Source organism: Microcoleus sp. PH2017_08_TRC_O_A, assembly GCF_020738665.1.
Lineage (GTDB): Bacteria > Cyanobacteriota > Cyanobacteriia > Cyanobacteriales > Microcoleaceae > Microcoleus.
The window spans coordinates 19,940-36,867 of record NZ_JAEQCE010000046.1 but is presented as its reverse complement, the minus strand read 5'-3'; the positions used below and the strand labels follow the sequence as shown (position 1 = coordinate 36,867).

Annotated in this window: 18 protein-coding genes; 6 read left to right on the top strand and 12 right to left on the bottom strand. The window is 45.0% G+C overall.

Annotated features, from left to right (window positions below):
• Window positions 1-105: 105 nt before the first annotated feature.
• A complete protein-coding gene (locus tag JGK22_RS17590) occupies window positions 106-345 on the bottom strand; it encodes a hypothetical protein (RefSeq protein WP_293198407.1) in 240 nt (79 codons plus the stop codon).
• Between the two features lie 136 nt (window positions 346-481).
• Between JGK22_RS17590 and JGK22_RS17585 the strand changes: the two genes are divergently transcribed.
• Entirely contained in the window at window positions 482-1,057 is a 576-nt protein-coding gene (locus JGK22_RS17585; protein ID WP_293182033.1) for a Uma2 family endonuclease, read from the top strand.
• A gap of 5 nt (window positions 1,058-1,062) precedes the next feature.
• Here JGK22_RS17585 and JGK22_RS17580 read toward each other — a convergent pair whose 3' ends face one another.
• Window positions 1,063-2,349, bottom strand: coding sequence for a folylpolyglutamate synthase/dihydrofolate synthase family protein (locus tag JGK22_RS17580; RefSeq protein ID WP_293313309.1), 1,287 nt, complete (start codon window positions 2,347-2,349; stop codon window positions 1,063-1,065).
• A gap of 58 nt (window positions 2,350-2,407) precedes the next feature.
• Here JGK22_RS17580 and JGK22_RS17575 point away from each other — a divergent pair, with 58 nt between their 5' ends.
• Entirely contained in the window at window positions 2,408-3,274 is an 867-nt protein-coding gene (locus JGK22_RS17575; RefSeq protein WP_293313307.1) for an NgoPII family restriction endonuclease, read from the top strand.
• A gap of 19 nt (window positions 3,275-3,293) precedes the next feature.
• Complete coding sequence (locus JGK22_RS17570) at window positions 3,294-4,313, top strand: DNA cytosine methyltransferase (RefSeq protein ID WP_293313305.1); 1,020 nt, start codon at window positions 3,294-3,296, stop codon at window positions 4,311-4,313.
• Between the two features lie 9 nt (window positions 4,314-4,322).
• Here JGK22_RS17570 and JGK22_RS17565 read toward each other — a convergent pair whose 3' ends face one another.
• From JGK22_RS17565 to JGK22_RS17540, 6 genes are all read right to left on the bottom strand, one after another.
• Window positions 4,323-4,868, bottom strand: a complete 546-nt coding sequence (locus tag JGK22_RS17565; protein WP_293204652.1) for a hypothetical protein — start codon at window positions 4,866-4,868, stop codon at window positions 4,323-4,325.
• On the bottom strand, window positions 4,865-5,362 hold the full coding sequence (locus tag JGK22_RS17560; RefSeq protein WP_293182041.1) for a DUF4365 domain-containing protein: 498 nt from the start codon (window positions 5,360-5,362) through the stop codon (window positions 4,865-4,867). Before JGK22_RS17560 ends, JGK22_RS17565 begins: the two co-directional genes overlap by 4 nt.
• A 164-nt stretch (window positions 5,363-5,526) precedes the next feature.
• Window positions 5,527-5,685: a hypothetical protein gene (locus tag JGK22_RS17555; protein WP_293191526.1), complete on the bottom strand. Its 159-nt coding sequence runs from the start codon at window positions 5,683-5,685 to the stop codon at window positions 5,527-5,529.
• Entirely contained in the window at window positions 5,682-7,505 is a 1,824-nt protein-coding gene (locus JGK22_RS17550; RefSeq protein ID WP_293313303.1) for an adenylate/guanylate cyclase domain-containing protein, read from the bottom strand. The genes JGK22_RS17555 and JGK22_RS17550 overlap by 4 nt, the downstream gene beginning before the upstream one ends.
• Before the next feature lie 3 nt (window positions 7,506-7,508).
• On the bottom strand, window positions 7,509-8,354 hold the full coding sequence (locus JGK22_RS17545; RefSeq protein WP_293182047.1) for a FecR domain-containing protein: 846 nt from the start codon (window positions 8,352-8,354) through the stop codon (window positions 7,509-7,511).
• Window positions 8,355-9,033: 679 nt separating this feature from the next.
• Window positions 9,034-10,299 (bottom strand): Zn-dependent hydrolase, encoded by a 1,266-nt coding sequence (locus JGK22_RS17540; protein WP_293182049.1) that lies wholly within the window; start codon window positions 10,297-10,299, stop codon window positions 9,034-9,036.
• A 446-nt stretch (window positions 10,300-10,745) separates the two neighbouring features.
• Here JGK22_RS17540 and JGK22_RS17535 point away from each other — a divergent pair, with 446 nt between their 5' ends.
• Window positions 10,746-11,150 carry a gamma-glutamylcyclotransferase gene (locus JGK22_RS17535; protein ID WP_293191532.1) on the top strand — a complete coding sequence of 135 codons (405 nt, stop codon included), beginning with the start codon at window positions 10,746-10,748 and terminating at the stop codon, window positions 11,148-11,150.
• A gap of 204 nt (window positions 11,151-11,354) precedes the next feature.
• Here the strand turns inward: JGK22_RS17535 and puuE are convergent, their stop codons facing one another.
• Together puuE and JGK22_RS17525 are read right to left on the bottom strand one after the other, a co-directional pair.
• Window positions 11,355-12,278, bottom strand: a complete 924-nt coding sequence (gene puuE / locus JGK22_RS17530) for an allantoinase PuuE (RefSeq protein WP_293191535.1) — start codon at window positions 12,276-12,278, stop codon at window positions 11,355-11,357.
• A gap of 512 nt (window positions 12,279-12,790) precedes the next feature.
• A complete protein-coding gene (locus tag JGK22_RS17525; protein WP_293182057.1) occupies window positions 12,791-13,498 on the bottom strand; it encodes a GntR family transcriptional regulator in 708 nt (235 codons plus the stop codon).
• An 81-nt stretch (window positions 13,499-13,579) separates the two neighbouring features.
• Between JGK22_RS17525 and JGK22_RS17520 the strand changes: the two genes are divergently transcribed.
• Window positions 13,580-13,741: a hypothetical protein gene (locus JGK22_RS17520; RefSeq protein WP_293182059.1), complete on the top strand. Its 162-nt coding sequence runs from the start codon at window positions 13,580-13,582 to the stop codon at window positions 13,739-13,741.
• Window positions 13,742-13,856: 115 nt separating this feature from the next.
• Here JGK22_RS17520 and JGK22_RS17515 read toward each other — a convergent pair whose 3' ends face one another.
• Window positions 13,857-16,118, bottom strand: coding sequence for an iron uptake porin (locus JGK22_RS17515; RefSeq protein ID WP_293313301.1), 2,262 nt, complete (start codon window positions 16,116-16,118; stop codon window positions 13,857-13,859).
• Between JGK22_RS17515 and JGK22_RS17510 the strand changes: the two genes are divergently transcribed.
• Window positions 16,117-16,245 (top strand): hypothetical protein, encoded by a 129-nt coding sequence (locus tag JGK22_RS17510; protein ID WP_293182062.1) that lies wholly within the window; start codon window positions 16,117-16,119, stop codon window positions 16,243-16,245. The genes JGK22_RS17515 and JGK22_RS17510 overlap by 2 nt on opposite strands.
• A 13-nt stretch (window positions 16,246-16,258) precedes the next feature.
• Here the strand turns inward: JGK22_RS17510 and uraD are convergent, their stop codons facing one another.
• Entirely contained in the window at window positions 16,259-16,765 is a 507-nt protein-coding gene (gene uraD / locus JGK22_RS17505; RefSeq protein WP_293182064.1) for a 2-oxo-4-hydroxy-4-carboxy-5-ureidoimidazoline decarboxylase, read from the bottom strand.
• Between the last annotated feature and the right edge of the window lie 163 nt (window positions 16,766-16,928).

Below are 16,928 nucleotides of genomic sequence, written 5' to 3'. Positions count from 1 at the left end.
AGTGCGATGTGCATCAATGCCCAAGAAACCGGGTTTTTCATAATCTGAGGGCTGTGGCGAAATATTGTCGTCAAAAACCCGGTTTCTGACTTCTCCCTGAATTTATTATTTCCGCAGTACCGAAGTGATAATCACTGTAATAGTGGCACTAGCAATTAAAGTGAAAGCAAGTTGTACTACCCACTGAGTTGCTTGCTGGTAGTTAGAAAAGCGATCGTTAAACTTCTCGGAATCCCTCGATAGCTTATCTACATCTGTCGATAGCTTGTCCACATCTGTCGATAGCTTGTCCAGTTTCTCAATTACATCTACCAAGGTTGGTTCCTTTTTGGATGTAGTGGTCATTTGGTTTATTTTAATTCGATAATTATATTGTAATATATTATATTCTGTGTTTTGTCGCCTTTTAAATTATTCATTTGTTGTAAATTCTGAGTTATGTTAGAATTAAGATTCAACTGAATAATGGGAGAAAACTTTTATGACAGCGATGACAGTCAAAGATTTAAACCAAGTTCAGACCCTTTTTTCCGAAGCGGGTTTAGATTACACAATTGAACTAGAAGACGGGAAAATTTCAGTTATGGGCCCATCAGACATTGTATCCAGTGAAATCAGTAGCCGTCTCATCGCCTTTCTCTTCGCTTGGATAAATCCACGCCGCTTGGGGAGAGTGTTTGACTCCGCAGGCGGTTTCATCATGCCGAATACCAACGTCAAAGCGCCAGATGTTTCGTTTGTGCGGGCGGCCCGCTTGCGCCAAAGTCCGCGTTATTTTGGTGAACTTGTTCCCGATTTGGTGGTTGAGATTAAATCTCAAAGCGATCGCATTAAGGCTATAGAAACTAAGGTTTTGAAGTTTATAGAGCTGGGTGCGGTTGTCGGCATCCTGATCGATCCTGATGAGGAAACAGTGGCAATTTATCGATCGACTGGTGAACCGACTATTTTAGCAAATGGCGATATTTTAACAGTACCAGAGCTTTTTCCCGGTTGGGAATTGCCCGTTTCGGAATTATGGCCTCCCATTTTTACAGAGGAAGAAACACAATCCTGATGCGTTTAAGTTTGAGATTGTTGTTGCAGAAAATAGCCGACTAGATAAAGTGAACCGCACAGGATTGTGAGGTTTTCGTCGGTAACAGCCGCATCTAAGGCTGTGGTTAAGTCGGGAAAAGCTTGAGTGAGAGTTAATTCAGGGCAGATATTTTCAGCAATGGCGGCTAATTCTGTGGGGGATGCTGAGTTTTGATCGGGTACGGGAACGAGATAAAGCCGATCGCCCTTTTTGAGTAATGCTTGTAAAATATCATCACAGTCTTTCGTCGCCAGAATGCCGATTACCCAGTTAATCGGCGACGGGGAAGCGGTAAGATTGTCTACATATTCACGCAGGGCGATCGCAGCAGCAGGGTTGTGCGCGCCGTCAATCAGGATGTTGCGGTTGTTCCAAGTTGTCTGCTGAAGTCTTCCCGGCCATTGGGTTTGAGCGATTCCGTTGGCGATCGCACTTTGGGAGATTTGCCATCCTAGGTTTTGCAGGGTGTGGAGAGTTGCAAGTGCGATCGCCGAATTCATTAATTGAACTTGTCCCAGCAATGGCAATTTATATCTTATTGTAACCGCAGATGTACGCGAATTAGCGCCGATTTCTGGATGGGGATGATATTCTACAAATCCGTCTCCTAAATCTAGCGCAGGTTTTACCCAAACTGCCGGACAGTCTAATTCTTGAATGCGTTTTTCTACTACTAATCTAGCAGATTCCGGCAATTCTCCGACAACTACCGGACACTTTGATTTAATAATTCCCGCTTTTTCCCCAGCAATATCAGCGACAGTCGGGCCGAGAATTTGCCAGTGTTCGAGACTGATAGAAGTAATCACACTTACAAGCGGAGTTTCGCAAACATTAGTCGCGTCTAATCTACCGCCCAATCCGGTTTCTATGACAGCAATATCTGCTTTTTGTTCGGCGAAATACAGCCAAGCTGCGGCGGTGATGATTTCAAATTGAGTCGGAGTTTCCGTATTACCTTCAGCAGCGCGGACAACTTTTTCTAAACAGTCTTGCAATGCTATTGGAGAAATTGGTTTTTGGTTGATACAAATTCTTTCTGTCCAATCGATTAAGTGCGGGGATGTGTAGCGCCCGACTCGATAACCTGCTGCTGTGAGTACCGATGAGAGATAAGCGCAAACGGAACCTTTGCCATTTGTGCCGGCAACGTGGATAATGGGTACTTGTTTGTGGGGGTTGTCGAGTTTTTCGAGGAGTTGGTGAATTCTTTCGAGGCCGAGGTGGACGCCGAAGTGTTGGTAAGATTTGAGGATGGAGTTTGCATTCATTGAGGATATCTGTTATGATTGGCTCTGGTTATATTGGGGTCTCTAGTTTTTATAACAAATGACGAATCTACTGCAAGCGATCGCTACAATTATTGATAATCCTATACCTGACTTACTAAGTTATTACAAAAGTCAAAGCAATAATAGAATTAATGCTCTGGGTGATGCCCTTGAGTATTTTGTCAAGGATGCTTTTGCCAATACTATAGATGAACCGGAACTCATTAATAAGTTTGAAAAGTACAATGAACTATTTTCTTGGAGTGGCAATCAGAATAATCCTCCAGATTTAATCATCAGAAATGGTGATGCCATAGAAGTAAAAAAAATACAAACTTCCAGCCTTCAGATTCCATTAAATAGTTCCTATCCAAAATCAAAATTGTTTTCTAACAATCCACAAATTGCCTCAGCTTGTCGTAAGTGTGAAACATGGACAGAGAAGGATATTGTGTATGCAATTGGAGAAACCAGTGCCGACAAGACAAAACAAACTCTGAAAAGGCTATGGCTTATTTATGGTGACTGCTATGCTGCTAGCAAAGAATATTATGAACGGATTAGAGATCAAATAGCCACTGGGATCAATGAAATTCCCGATGTAGAATTTAGCAAGACAAGAGAGTTGGGGAGAGTGAATAAAGTAGACCCATTAGGTATAACTTACTTAAGAATTAGAGGAATGTGGGGCATAAATAATCCTTCGAGAGTTTTTGATTATATAAATACAGGATATGACCCACTGACAAATTTTCAGATGATCGCCATAATGAAGGAAAGTAAATATTTGTCTTTTCCACTTGACAGCATAACAAGGCTCGAATCTATATCAGTTCCAGGATTTAAGATTAATACTCAGCGGATTAAATGTCCCGATAATCCTGTAAACCTTATACCTGCTAAAATTATTACTTACAAAATCTAACAATAAAGGCAAAGGCATTATGAAAATCATATCTCTGTTTGCGGGTTGTGGTGGATTGGATTTAGGTTTTCGTCGGGCTGGGTTTAATCCGGTTTGGGCTAATGAGTACGATCGCACTATTTGGGATACCTATCAATTTAACCATCCTGAAACTATTTTAGATCGCAGAGATATCCGAAAAATCAATTCTGCTGAAATTCCTGACTGTATTGGGATTATTGGCGGGCCTCCTTGTCAAAGTTGGAGTGCGGCGGGCGCGAAACGGGGAATTGATGATTCTCGGGGTCAGCTTTTTTGGGAGTATATTAGAATTGTCCGAGACAAGCAGCCTTTGTTTTTTTTAGCTGAGAATGTTAGCGGCATCTTAGCGCCCAGAAATCAGGATGCTTTCACTTATATATTATCGCAGTTTGAGGAACTTGGGTATCGGGTTTCGTTCAAGTTGGTGAATGCTAAAAATTTTGGTGTTCCCCAAGATAGGCAAAGGGTGATTGTGATCGGTTATCGTCAGGATCTGGGTTTTGGTTTTGAGTTTCCCGCACCTGGAACCGAGGTTTTGACACTGCAAAATGCGATTTTTGACTTGCAGGCGATCGCCCCAATTCTAGTTAAGGGTAAATTAGATAATTATCACGATTCTGTCGCGAATCACGAATGTGCAGATTTAGGATTTTCCAGCATTTATATGTCGCGGAATCGAGTTAGAAGTTGGGGTGAACCTTCCTTTACAATTCAGGCCAGCGGCAGACACGCGCCTTTGCACCCTCAAGCTAGTAAAATGATTTTAGTTGGCAAAGATCAGCGCATTTTTGACCCGCATTCGCCTCAGCCTTACCGTCGGCTTTCTGTGCGAGAGTGTGCGCGAGTTCAGACTTTCCCGGATGACTTTATTTTCAAGTACAAATATATTGCTGACGGCTACAAAATGGTTGGGAATGCAGTACCTGTGAATTTGGCTAGGATGTTGGCGAAAAAGATTTATGCGGATATTTGTTCTGTAGGGGCGGTGCCAAGAGTTCCCGCGCTCTCACTCCTGTAACATTATCTGTTAATTTTGCCATAAATTATCTAGAGTAAAGTTGCGGGGATTTTTGAGAATGAAAGTTTGATTTTCTTTGATCAAATCTCCCGTACAGACGAAAGGCAAGCGTTCTTGATAAGCTTTGATAGCGAGGATATAATCTTTGTCTGCAAGTTCGGTTTTAATTTTCTGTAATTTATCGGCAATTACACCGACTAAGGTAATTTCGCCACTTAGTTGGTCGGCGTTGGGCGTGTGAATTTGCATCACGACTCCCTGAATAGTTGTATTGGGAATCCCGGTAATTAAGTCTGCTAAAATTTCACTTTGCGATCGATTTTCTACGGATTCTAATATTTCGATTATCTCCCGGATTCGGGCAGCATAATCTCCGAGATTTTGTTGGTTGGGGAGTAATATTTCAAATTCCTCTCCGGCGACTGGTTTGTGCCAAAGTGTGGCATTTTCTAAGAAAGGTTTGTCTTCATTCCACCCGTGAATTTGCAGGTAATTTCTAACTTGATTTAGGTTGACTATTTCGAGGGTTTCGCTATCTTTGACTGTGACTTTCATGGTTGAACTCCTTGGCTAATCCCCTCCATAATTGACTGAAGGGCGATGACTGTAAATTGATTAGTTCTCGGTATAGTGACTGTGACAGCGGTGGTGTTTTGTGTTTCTGGCATTCCCCGCAGAGATATCCAATATCCGCATTCCTTCATGCAGGTTTCTGTTTCTGACTGAGTTAACCAGTTTGCTATTGTTTCGGGGATTAAAACAACAACTAAAATTCGGGGTACGGCGAAGTCATCTATTCTCAAGTCATCGTAGTTTTTGAGTTTGAGAGGGTAGCGAATCGAGTTATTTTCTCGAACATCCCTTGATGTCGATTTTAACTGCAATTCTAAGCGAGGTGCTCGGATGCTACCTGTCCCTCCTTTGGCAGCAATTCCCCAGTCTACGCTATCGTCGTCTACAAATGGTTTGTAAAGAGAATAGCCTGCAACGCTGGCGATGGCTTGCAGGTAGGTGTTGCTAAATTGTTCTTTTTGTTGGTTGATATCCACGCTGGCTTGTATTTTTTATATGGTAACTCGAAGTCCTAGATATAATATCAATTTAGCTAAAAAACTCTGCTATTATATAAAGTTGCGGTGCGTGAATGCTGAGTTCTTATACTACCGCACAAATCTATTCGCTGTCACGCACCATACATCGCTTTGAACGCAGATTATCGATCGCCCTTAGCAGCATACACAGCATACAGCCGATCGAGCTTTAGGAAGGTTTGCAGCAGCGCATTCGCCCCCTGAGTAAACTGTTCGGGCGAAGTATACTCATCTTCTGCATGGCTGATGCCGCCCCGAGAAGCCACGAAAATCATCTTCATTTTTTGCCAACAAGCGCGCAAATATTTGTTTCTTGTTTTCTACCTCTTAATTGAATACTTTTAACTGGTTTTGCTTCGTAGTTATCCCTCACCAATTCCCATGTTTCTTCTGTCATTAATACTCGATAAGGATTGTCTTCTTTAATATCTTTATTCATTGGTTCTAATCGGGCGGCAATATTCACAGTGTCTCCTAAAACCGAAAAATTTAATCGATTCCCGCCGCCGACAGTTCCAGCAATAATCGACCCTGTATGAATGCCAACTCCGAATTCAATTTTTGGCTTTCCTTCCCTTTGAAACTTCTGATTTAATTCTTTCAATCGTTCTGACATATCCAAACAAGCGGCAATACAATTTTGAGCGTCCTGTTTGATTTCTTCAGGTTTAGTATGAGGAAAGGGAATGCCAAATATTGCCATAATTGCATCGCCAATATATTTATCGATCACGCCGCCGTGATTCATAATACACTCACTCATGGCATTTAAATATAGATTTAGCCAAGGCATCAATTCATCTGGAGATAGTTGCTCGGAAATGCTAGTAAACCCTCGAATATCCATAAATAAAACCGTAGCGACCATTTCTTGCGGTTGCAGTTCGCCATTTTTAAAGATTTCGTCTTTTCGCTGCCAAATTAATTCAGCAGTTTCTTTTGCCATGTATTTTTCAAATAGGCTCATTAATTGTTGTTTCTCTTGTTGTTCTCGCAGTTGCAGTCCAATTCCAGCTAAGACGATCGTACCAATCGGTGCAGCAATGGGCATTAGTAGAGAATTAAACGTAAATAATAAGAAAGAAACTGCATACCAGATTAGAGGGAAAAGGATAGCGATCGCAATTCGTCCCCTGGGCCCAGATTTCGATAATATTCCGCTAGTAATTGGCCCAATTAAAAGTAATATCAGCCAACTTGTCCAGCCAGGTAAAGGTTGCAGCAGTCGGTTATTTAGCAAGTTATCGATAACTGCGGCATGAAGGTAAATCCCACTGGTGGGTGAAATTTGATTTAAAGGAGTCCGCAAGGGATCTAAACCTGTTGCCGTCGTACCTACTAATACCAATTTGTCTTTAAAAGCATCTTTGGTAATTTTACCTTCCAGAACATCAGCAAACGAATAAGTCGGTATAAATTGCGTTTTCCCAGGCCAATTTATCCCTGCACTGTAAAATTCTAGACTGCCGTTATTAGGCGGTGATAAAAACTTTTCTAGCCCTCCAGATTGCGGTTGCTTGTCGGCGTTGTAAACTCGCAGCATGGCAATTCCCAATGAGGGAATATCTCGCAACCACAGCGTGGCTTGACGACCGATCCCATCTGTGTCTGACTTATGGAAAATATGACCTCGATCGGCGGCTGCGGCTTCTAAAGTTGGTACAATTGGTAGCGGTTTTCCTCGGTCATCCCAAGCCTTAGCTAACACTACATTACCTGTTGCACTCATAGCGTCTGCAAGTTGGTCATCTTGGGGACTGGATTCGGCAAAAATAATGTCGAAACCAACGACTGCGGGTTTAGCAGGGGAAAGGGCTTGTAATAATTGAGTGTAGCGATCGCGCGAAAACGGAAATCTCCCCAACTTTCTTAAACTTGCTTCGTCTATGGCAATGACCACCACTCGTTTATCCCAAATAGGTTTGGGTAAAATTCGACTTTCGCGAAGTTGAAACAGGCTGTTAGAACTCAGTTGTTCCAGCGGTTTCCAGCCACCCAAATGCAACGCGCCCAAGGAAATAAGAGCAGCAGCAACCCCCGGCAGTAAGGATTGGCTGCGGGTAAAAAAAACTCGCAAACGAGGGATTATTAATTGAGTCATTATCTATTTCTTAAGTAAACTAGCACCGAGTTCATAAGACACCTCATTTCCCACCGGACTGCGAACAACTAGCCAGTAGTCAGAGTTAGCTGGTCTCGGCACTATCTCGTCGATTTTACCTGTTCGATCCATCTTTAAGGGTTGGCCGTTTAAATACACTAAATTCAGCGGATCGACAGTACAAATGCATCGAACTTTGTCTTGACTGATGGCTGATAAACTGATCAATTCATAGTTCAGATTTTCTTTGAATGCCTGGGGTGGATTGGGAGGATTGCCGGGAAAAGTGACGGAAGCATAGCCCTTTTCTATCTTCACAGTTTGCCCTTGAGCGCTAGCGTCAACCTTCCCCTCAAATAAGGCAGTTGCGGCTTTTCCCTCTGGGCCAACACCCACGGCGAACTCAGTCCCCCTGACACCCACAACTCCCGCTGGGCTGTTAATTTCTAGGCGCGAATTGGCGTTAGTCAAGCGTCGGGCCGAAACTCTTGCCAATCCTGCGGGGACTGACAGCAAGGTAACTCTACCTCCATTGACAGCAACGGACAGACCTTTAACTTGGACGGTGCTTAATTCTGCTAGATTAATCGTAGCGATGCCAGTGTCTACCGCTAAAACCGCGCTAGAGTTTTTGCCTGTGGAGATTTGCTGGCCGGCTGTTGTCAGGCGATCGCCCACTTTTGCTGGTCTGCCTTGATATGTTACGCTTCCCCTAACTTGCCGTACTTCTACCCACCGACTCCCCGGCAGTTGAATCTCCCTAGCCAGCAAAGGCAAGGCGAAAGTGATTAAAATACTAGCAAATAGGATTGTCAACCATTTAGAAATACCAGACCGATTTAATTTCATCGTTGCTAAAAATTACTTGGCCAATACCCTTATCTAGATTACTATTTTTTTGCTAGCTGCTCTAGACAATTTTTAACGACTTCTTCAGACTTGCAATTGTTCCCTATTAGCAATTATAAATTAGCATCTTGTGTTAAGCTGTCGCACATTTAAATTGTATATTCAGGGCGGGCGAGACGCCCACCCCACTCATTGTCTGATTTTTTTGAGATGCAATTTAAATGCAGAACAGCTTACTACTGGTTTATGAATAAGCTGTCACGCATTTAAATTGGATGTTCAGGGCGAGTTCTTCTGGCCCACTCCACAAGAGGGGGATTATTTTTTGACATTCAATTTAAATGCAGAACAGCTTAGGATCGCAAATTAAATAATTTACACAAGTCTGTGGGATGGGCACCTCGCCCACCCTTTCTGGACGGGCGGGACGCCCATCCCACAAGAAGTATAAAACCTGTGGAAGTTATTTAATTTTCAGTCCTTAGGACTTACCTATAGCAATCCTAAATCATTTGCATAATTCTTGTAGGAGCTCTTCCCCCCTCGTGAAGAACCCGATAGATAGGGTAGGCACGGGGGGTAAGAGCTCCTACAAATTTAAAGGAAATATCGAAACGGATAATATTGGCGTATTTTTTAGATTCTCAGCAGTCACTTATTCTCACGTTTTAATGATGCGTTACAACTCCATGAATCGATCGCCCTTAGCAGCATACAGCCGATCGAGCTTTAGGAAGGTTTGCAGCAGCGCATTCGCCCCCTGAGTACACTGTTCTGGCGAAGTATACTCATCTTCTGCATGGCTGATGCCGCCCCGAGAAGCCACGAAAATCATCCCCATATCGGTAAAGCGTCCGATTTCTTGGGCGTCGTGTCCGGCCCGGCTAATTAAATGCCTGTAACTAAACCCTAATTCTTGACAAACTTCTACAATTGCATTCTGAATCTTTGGTGCTGCTAGTGTTGGCTGTACGTGCAGCAATTGAGTTATTTCGATTTCGGTTTGGGTGGCAGAGGCTATTGCTTGAAACTCCAATTTCATTTTAGCTAACAACTGTTCCAAATTAGTTTCAGACAAATCGCGCAAGTCGATTTTAAACTCGACTTTTCCCGGCACAGTATTCGTAGCATTCGGCCACACAGTTAAGTAACCTACCGTTGCCACTTGTTCTCCTGGTGTTTCTACTGCCAGTTTGTTGACTGCTAGTACCATTTGGGAAGCCGCTACCAGCGCATCCTTTCTGGCGTGCATGGGCGTCGATCCAGCATGATTGGGGCTGCCCGTTACTCTCACTCCCAGGCGGTACTGTCCGACAATACCTTTGACTACTCCTATGCAGTCGCCCGTACTTTCCAAAACACCTCCTTGTTCGACGTGTAATTCCACAAAAGCAGCTATTTCTTTGGGATGGCGTTTTGCCTCCGCAATTTTTGACCAATCTCCGCCAATTTGTGCTAAACAAGTTTGGATGGAAGTGGCATCGCTGCGACGGTAATATTCGGGGTTGTTGACTGTATTTCCCGCCATCGCTTTGCAGCCGATAACGGTGCTTTCTTCGTCGGTAAATACGATCGTCTCAATGGCGTGTTCCAAGCGCAGGCCGTTTTCGCGCAACACCCGCACGACTTCAATTCCTGCCAAAACTCCCAAAACTCCGTCGAAATGGCCCGCCGTAGGAACAGTATCAATGTGAGAACCGGTTGCTAGTGCGGCACCTTCGCGCAATCCGGGATATCTGCCGATCGTATTTCCAGCCGCGTCAATCCGAACTGTCATCCCTGCTTCTCGCATCCAAGACTCAACAAGTTTGCGCGCCAGCAAATCTTCTTTGGTAAAAGCTACCCGACTGACACCTCCTCCCGGCAGTTTGCCGATTTGGGCGAGTTGGGCAATGCTGCTGTTGAGGCGCGAACCGTTGACTGAAAGTGCTAGCCTAACTGTCATGTTACATTCTCCTATTCTGGGAAATTTAATGATGCGATCGCTCTTGTATTATTAATCATTTAACTGATTATTGTAGAATGTATCCCAGACAGGTTAAATCTGTAAAATAATGTAGTTTTGCCTACAACAGGCGATCGGCTGTAGCACTTAAACTGCTGCAATCAAAATACAGCACGCAGCATAAAGCGATCGCAGCGATTTAACTGTAGAAACAAGTACATTTTTATCGATCGGGTGATATGAGTCAATCCACCTAATTAAACGTAAAATACCGATCGCTAAAAATCTTGGCCTGTATGTCTTCTGTTTACCCGCTGGCGCAGCCTTTATAGCCTTTATAGCCTTTATAGCCTTTATAGCCTTCTTCCTTCTACCTCCTACCTTCTACCTCCTTCCTTCTTCGTTCTTCCTTCTTCCTTCTTCCTTCTTCCTTCTTCCTTCTACTTATGAGTCAAACACCAATTGTAAGCAAACGAGTATTCATTTGCGGTTCCGCCCTGCGGGGTCAGCCAGACAACAGCAACCTGGGAGAAGCAAAGTTCATTAGAGAAGCCAAAACTCGTCCGATTTACCGCTTGTACTCCGCAGAAAATGGCTGGCATCCTGCAATTTACGAAGTGGCTACCGGAGGCGTATCAATTCCGGGAGAAGTGTACGAATTAACTGTCGCAGACTTTGAACAGCTTGCAGCCGGAGAACCCCCACATATGTATCCATCCGATGTGATTTTGGAAGACGGGGAAGTATTAACCGCTTTCTTCTACCCCCGCGAGTTAGTAGAGAAATACCAATGGGAAGATATTTCCGATCGCGGTGGATGGGCCGCTTACAAAGCAATTTCGCACTACTGAGATCTTGCACCATTTGCAATCAGCCTTTTACGGGCGGGCGAGACGCCCACCCCACGGGCGAGACACCCCAGAATCAAACTCACCCTTTGTGGAACAGGCATCTTGCCTGTTCTTGACATGGGTGCAAGATGTCAGCAGTCAGGACTTCAGTCCTCCCAGGTTCGTAGTAAGGACTTCAGTCCTCCCAGGTTCGTAGTAAGGACTTCAGTCCTTCTTAGAAACCATCGGTTTATGATATTCATGCCAATGTCGGGCAATATCAATGCGGCGGCATATCCAAACCCTCTCATGCTGCTGTACATAATCCAAAAAACGCGCCAAAGCTGCCGCCCGCCCAGGCCTCCCCGTCAAGCGGCAGTGCAGCCCCACACTCATCATTTTGGGTGCAATCTCGCCCTCGGCGTAGAGTAAATCAAAAGCATCGCGTAGGTAAGCAAAAAACTGATCCCCAGAGTTAAACCCCTGACTCGTCGCAAACCGCATATCGTTATTGTCAAGAGTATAAGGAATTACCAAGTGAGGCCGATCGCACTCGTACACCCAGTAAGGCAAGTCATCCGCATAGCTGTCGGCATCGTAGAGAAAACCGCCTTCTTCCACTACTAGCTTGCGGGTGTGCGGGCTCGTGCGTCCCGTATACCAGCCGAGGGGACGGCTGCCGGTAACTTGCGTGTGAATGGCGATCGCCCTGTGCAAGTGTTCCCGTTCCGCCTCTTCCCCAAAATACTTATAATCAATCCAGCGGTAGCCGTGGCTGGCAATTTCCCAATCGGCCTCCAACATCGCTGCAACGGCTTCGGGATGCCTTTCTAACGCCATCGCCACGCCGTAAACAGTCACCGGTATCTTCCGAGAAGTAAACATCCGATGCAGACGCCACAAACCGGCCCGACTGCCGTATTCGTAACAGGATTCCATATTCATGTGGCGCAGTCCCGATAGGGGTTCGGCGCCGACAATCTCTGACAGAAATGTTTCCGAAGAACCGTCGCCGTGCAGGATGCAGGTTTCTCCACCTTCTTCGTAATTGATCACAAATTGCAGTGCTATGCGCGATCGATCCGGCCATTGAGGATCGGGGGGATTTTGCCCGTAACCGATTAAGTCTCGCGGATAATTTACTGGCATATATAACAGTTGACAGTTGACAGTTGATAGTTGACAGTTGATATAGTAATCCGATCTGATTCTCACAAAACAACGCCCGCTTGTCTTCCTCGACTCCTTGTATAGTAAGATCTTCAGGTTTTTGAGATCTAGAAAATCAATTAGGATTGCTATAGTTTACAGTTGATAGTTGGCAGTGGACAGCTTGCCCGGTTGCTTAGAGAAGAGTTGACACTTGACTGTTGTCTGTTCATTGATTACGCATCGGTGCGTCGAAACCCGGTTTCTACGAGTTTTGCTCTTCGGGAACGAGAAATATAGTAAGAAACCGGGTTTGTGAGGGCGCAAGTGCGATCGCGAACTACAGTTGTTAGTTATCAGTTTTCAGTTTTTTTTGATTAACAACTAACAACTGTCAACTGTCAACTGTTTTCTGAGGGCGCAAGTGCGATCGCGAACTACAGTTGTTAGTTATCAGTTTTCAGTTTTTTTTGATTAACAACTGTCAACTGTCAACTGTCAACTGTCAACTGTCAACTGTCAACTGTCAACTGTTTCCCTTCTATCTCCTGAATTTCTTTAATTACCCGCGCTTTACTGGCAATTAAATGTTCTTGAATTGCTGCGGCTGCTGCGACGGGATTTTGTTCGATGACAGCTTGAAAAATGCGACGGTGTTCGCTGCGGATTTCCAATACTCCGGGATTGTATTCCATCGTGCGAAGCCGCACTAATATCATTTTGTCAAATACCTGATCTAATAAAGTTACTAACCAAGGATTGCCGGAACTTTGGGCTAGCAAGCGGTGAAATTGGCAGTCAGCGTAAAGCAATTGATAATTTGTCAATTCGCCCGATCGCAAATATGTCGTACTTTCTGCCTGCAACACAATCGCTTCCAATTGTTGAACTTGAGCCGGTGTCGCATTTTGGCAGGTCTCGGCTACCGATAGCTGTTCCAAAGCAATCCGACAATCATAAAGATCTGCTGCATCTGCGATCGACAGCGTAGCGACGCGCAATCCGTGATGCGGATCTGCCGTAACTAAATTTTCACGTTGCAGTTCGCACAAAGCCTCTCTCACCGGAGTCCGGCTGACGTTGAGCATATCTGCCAGTTGAGTTTCGATCAAGCGTTCTCCAGCCACTAATTCCCCCGACAGGATAGCAGTTCGGAGAGCTTGATAAGTCTGTTCGTGCAGAGATTGAGTGCGGCGAATCGCGCGAAATGAAAGACCCAAAGTCAGTTGTCCTTAAGTTTTAAATAGAGTTGGTTTGCTATTGTTAAAGATTGTTGATTCAGCCTCATATCTCAGGTTGTTATGTTATATCAATTCCGGCTGCGCCGGAATGATATAGAGGAGACGGCTTGGCCTTTGTCCCTACCCCAGATTGATTGTAGGGACAAAGGCCAAGCCGTCTCCTCATTTTGGCAGCTAATAATTCCGATGCAGCCGGAATTGATATTAAATGACTTTGGCTGACTCATTATTAATCATACAGCACATTAGAGGTTTGTCAACCATTCTCAATAACAGGCAGGATGCCTGTTCCACCATAAAATTTATTCCTTGTGGAACAGGCATCTTGCTTGTTCGCTCAGAAGCTGAACTGAGTGCGAAGATTGCCCACAAACACGGTGGGATTGCTATCAAAATTGTTGGCATTAAAGATAGCGTAGAATGCCGGGACGATCGCAATATTATTAGTAATCGGGTAATAATACGAACCCTCTACCTCGTACTGAGTACCTCCATTGCCGCCGCCCGAGAGCAAGAACCTGCGACCCGAGATATAATCGTGGGGAACCACAAATGAAAGTACACCCAGCGCGCCCTTTTTTCCCAGATCCGGAAATCCAATGCCAACTTGAAAAGATTGTACTTTAATGTCTCCGCCAGAGCGATCGCGATTTACCGGATTTACCTCAAGCTGGCCGTAGGAATACCGCCCGAACAAACCAAAATTCCGGCTCAACAACCAATCAAAATTAACCACAAAAGTATCAGCACCGGAGTCTCTAACTCTTCCCCCAAAACCGTCATCCGCATAACCGTAAGGCAGCGGTTCGCCCACAGCACCGCCAATAAATCCATTATAAGGTTTGAGGCTCGATCGCGCGTAAATCAGCCGCAGATTGAAAGAATTGCTGGGGGCGTATTCCAACTGCGCTGTCATTGTGTTGGAACTGTTAAACAAACCATCCCTGGGATTGCTAGCAGTATTAAATACAGCAGGATTCAAAAATTCTGTATTTTCAGCCATATAAGCAGCCGTCAACTTCAGCGGCTTGGCAACTTGCCAACTGACAACAGCACCAGAACCGCGATCGACTGCATTTAACAGTGTACTTCCGTTCGAGTTAAAACTCGTTGCCCCTTTCAGATAAAATGTGAAACGGTTGCCATCAAAATATCGATAATAATTCAATCGCGGCCCGATCGCAACTTGGACTTTATCTCCGACGGGAAACGTGTAGGACATCTCGCGAATTCCCACAGCATTAGCCGTTGGCGCACCAGTTTGATCTAAAAAAGGACTTCCCCACGAGTTGTAAAAGCCCGCCGAAACTAATTCGTTTGCAGGCGAGTTGCCGTTGCCGAAAACCAACTGAGTTACCAGGGAATCTTTGCCAGTAAACGAAGTGTTTAGCGTCAGGAAAGCATAGTAACTAAAAGTAGTTTCAGGCTGCCCGCGCTCAACGCGAGTCGGTCGATTGTTAGCATCGCGAGTTGGGGCAGCAAACGGGCTTCCGGGGGCGGTGCGGCTGCGTTCTGCGGTGATATCGCCAGTCGGAAATGCTGAGGTGAGGTTGAACCAAACCGTCGCATTGAGTTTTGTGGTAGTTGAGAATTGATTCGATTCTAAATTCGCCGTGCGAGCTTCTAATACATCGATTCTACCGCGCAGCGTTGCTAGTTCTGCGGCAAATTCTTCTTGTAGTCTCTGGAGTTTCTGTAAATCCTCTTTTTTAACTAAATTCGAGGTTCCTGCTGTTATCAACTCAGCAACTTTATCGAGGCACGCATTCAAACCGGCGGCGAATTCGTAGCGAGTCATGGCTCGATTTGGGCGATAAGTGCCGTCGGGATATCCAGCTATGCAGCCGTAGCGTTCTACTAATGATTGCAGCGCGCCAAATGCCCAATCTGTGGGTTTAACGTCGCTGAGTTGGGAAACTGATGTGACTTGTTCCATCTCCGGCGAGGCGGAAGGATTGGTTGCTTCTAAGCTGTCTGCCTGGACTTGGGTGATGTTTGTCGGCGCTGGTTTTTCTGGGGTTTGAATTGATTCTGATAAGAGGTTTGATTCGCTGGTTTTTTGAGTTGCTGTATCTGTCGGTTGCAGATTATTTGGTTGGGAAGTTGCGGCGACTTCCGATTCTTTGTTTGTTGTTGGTTTCGCTGAAATATCGGCAGTTAGTTCTAGGGTTTGTGCAGGCTTTGTTTTTGTGGAATTTGGCTCTAGCGCAACTGGCCATCTAGCGGATTTTTCGGATGTTATATTTGTCGGGTTGACATCGTTGGTTTGAGAAATCTCTGCTATTTTTTCGCTGTTTGTTGTGAGGGAAATACTCTCGGCTTTTTCTGGCTTTTGTGGTTTGGCATCAGCGATTGTTTCTGGCGTTGATGCGGGATTTGCCGCTGTTTCAATTTGGGCGATCCTCTTCGAGGGCTTCGCTAACGCACTTTGTGACTGGGCGGCATCAACCAGCGGTAAGTCGCCTGGCGAGGCTATTATTTCTTGAGTTTTATTATAGGAAACTTCCGCAGCAGAGCTTGCCGGAGAATGCAGCAGGCTAATACAAAATAGTGAGGGTGTTGCTGTCACTAGGATTTGGAAATATAAAAATTTAGACATGAGCCTCACTTGGATTCAATACTGTACCAAAAGTAGCATTTTAGTGCCACTGTTTGCGCTGTGGTTTGGCATTGGTACAGTGCCAGCAATTCTGACGGCATTTTTGCGGGCATTTTCCCGCAGTTAACGTAGTGAGGACTTCAATCCTCTTTCCCAATAGCCGACTCAAGGCGAAACCGCGCAATCTCATAGATTTCTGTTAAAGCCTGCTGCATTTCAGTTTCTGGGGAATTGTTGAGGCGGCGCTCAAATGCTTCAAGAATGCTGGTTTTTGTCTGGTTTTTCACCGCCACAATGAAGGGAAAACCGAACTTTTCGCGGTACGATCGGTTGAGGGATTGCAAGCGATCGAACTCTGCGACAGATAGCCGATCCAAACCTGCGCCGGCTTGTTCGTTAACCGATGCTACAGCCATTTTTGCTTTGCTTCCCAAGTCCGGGTGTGCTTGAATTAATGCTAATTTTTCTTCCCCAGTCATGGAATTGACGACTGTTACCATTTTAGCGCGCAAGTCGGCTGTGGAGGCAAAAGGGCGATCGTCCCAAGTGCAACGGGCGACTGTGGGAGTGCGTTCAAAAATCGCGCCCAAGGCTTCTGTAAATGTCTCCTGGCTCATTTCGTTGAGTTCAATGAGAGAGTATTGCATTGCTAATTAAATTAATTAATACCATTTCTAAAAAATATTGCTACCAAAGAAGTTGGTCAGGTGCGTCGCTGTGAGATTGTCGATCTTTTTTAGGGATTTTCGATGGCGACGCACCCTACATCTACAAACTGTCAACTGTCAACTGTCAACTGTCAACTGTCAA

Excerpts from the sequence above, each read along its gene's own strand:
- JGK22_RS17510 (WP_293182062.1), top strand. The coding sequence starts at position 16,117 with ATGAGCCTCACTTGGATTCAATACTGTACCAAAAGTAGCATTTTAGTG.
- JGK22_RS17590 (WP_293198407.1), bottom strand. The coding sequence starts at position 345 with ATGACCACTACATCCAAAAAGGAACCAACCTTGGTAGATGTAATTGAG.
- JGK22_RS17565 (WP_293204652.1), bottom strand. The coding sequence starts at position 4,868 with ATGAAAGTCACAGTCAAAGATAGCGAAACCCTCGAAATAGTCAACCTA.
- JGK22_RS17535 (WP_293191532.1), top strand. The coding sequence starts at position 10,746 with ATGAGTCAAACACCAATTGTAAGCAAACGAGTATTCATTTGCGGTTCC.
- JGK22_RS17575 (WP_293313307.1), top strand. The coding sequence starts at position 2,408 with ATGACGAATCTACTGCAAGCGATCGCTACAATTATTGATAATCCTATA.
- JGK22_RS17570 (WP_293313305.1), top strand. The coding sequence starts at position 3,294 with ATGAAAATCATATCTCTGTTTGCGGGTTGTGGTGGATTGGATTTAGGT.
- JGK22_RS17545 (WP_293182047.1), bottom strand. The coding sequence starts at position 8,354 with ATGAAATTAAATCGGTCTGGTATTTCTAAATGGTTGACAATCCTATTT.
- JGK22_RS17515 (WP_293313301.1), bottom strand. The coding sequence starts at position 16,118 with ATGTCTAAATTTTTATATTTCCAAATCCTAGTGACAGCAACACCCTCA.
- JGK22_RS17580 (WP_293313309.1), bottom strand. The coding sequence starts at position 2,349 with ATGAATGCAAACTCCATCCTCAAATCTTACCAACACTTCGGCGTCCAC.
- JGK22_RS17540 (WP_293182049.1), bottom strand. The coding sequence starts at position 10,299 with ATGACAGTTAGGCTAGCACTTTCAGTCAACGGTTCGCGCCTCAACAGC.
- JGK22_RS17550 (WP_293313303.1), bottom strand. The coding sequence starts at position 7,505 with ATGACTCAATTAATAATCCCTCGTTTGCGAGTTTTTTTTACCCGCAGC.
- uraD (WP_293182064.1), bottom strand. The coding sequence starts at position 16,765 with ATGCAATACTCTCTCATTGAACTCAACGAAATGAGCCAGGAGACATTT.
- puuE (WP_293191535.1), bottom strand. The coding sequence starts at position 12,278 with ATGCCAGTAAATTATCCGCGAGACTTAATCGGTTACGGGCAAAATCCC.
- JGK22_RS17520 (WP_293182059.1), top strand. The coding sequence starts at position 13,580 with ATGTTATATCAATTCCGGCTGCGCCGGAATGATATAGAGGAGACGGCT.
- JGK22_RS17555 (WP_293191526.1), bottom strand. The coding sequence starts at position 5,685 with ATGAAGATGATTTTCGTGGCTTCTCGGGGCGGCATCAGCCATGCAGAA.
- JGK22_RS17585 (WP_293182033.1), top strand. The coding sequence starts at position 482 with ATGACAGCGATGACAGTCAAAGATTTAAACCAAGTTCAGACCCTTTTT.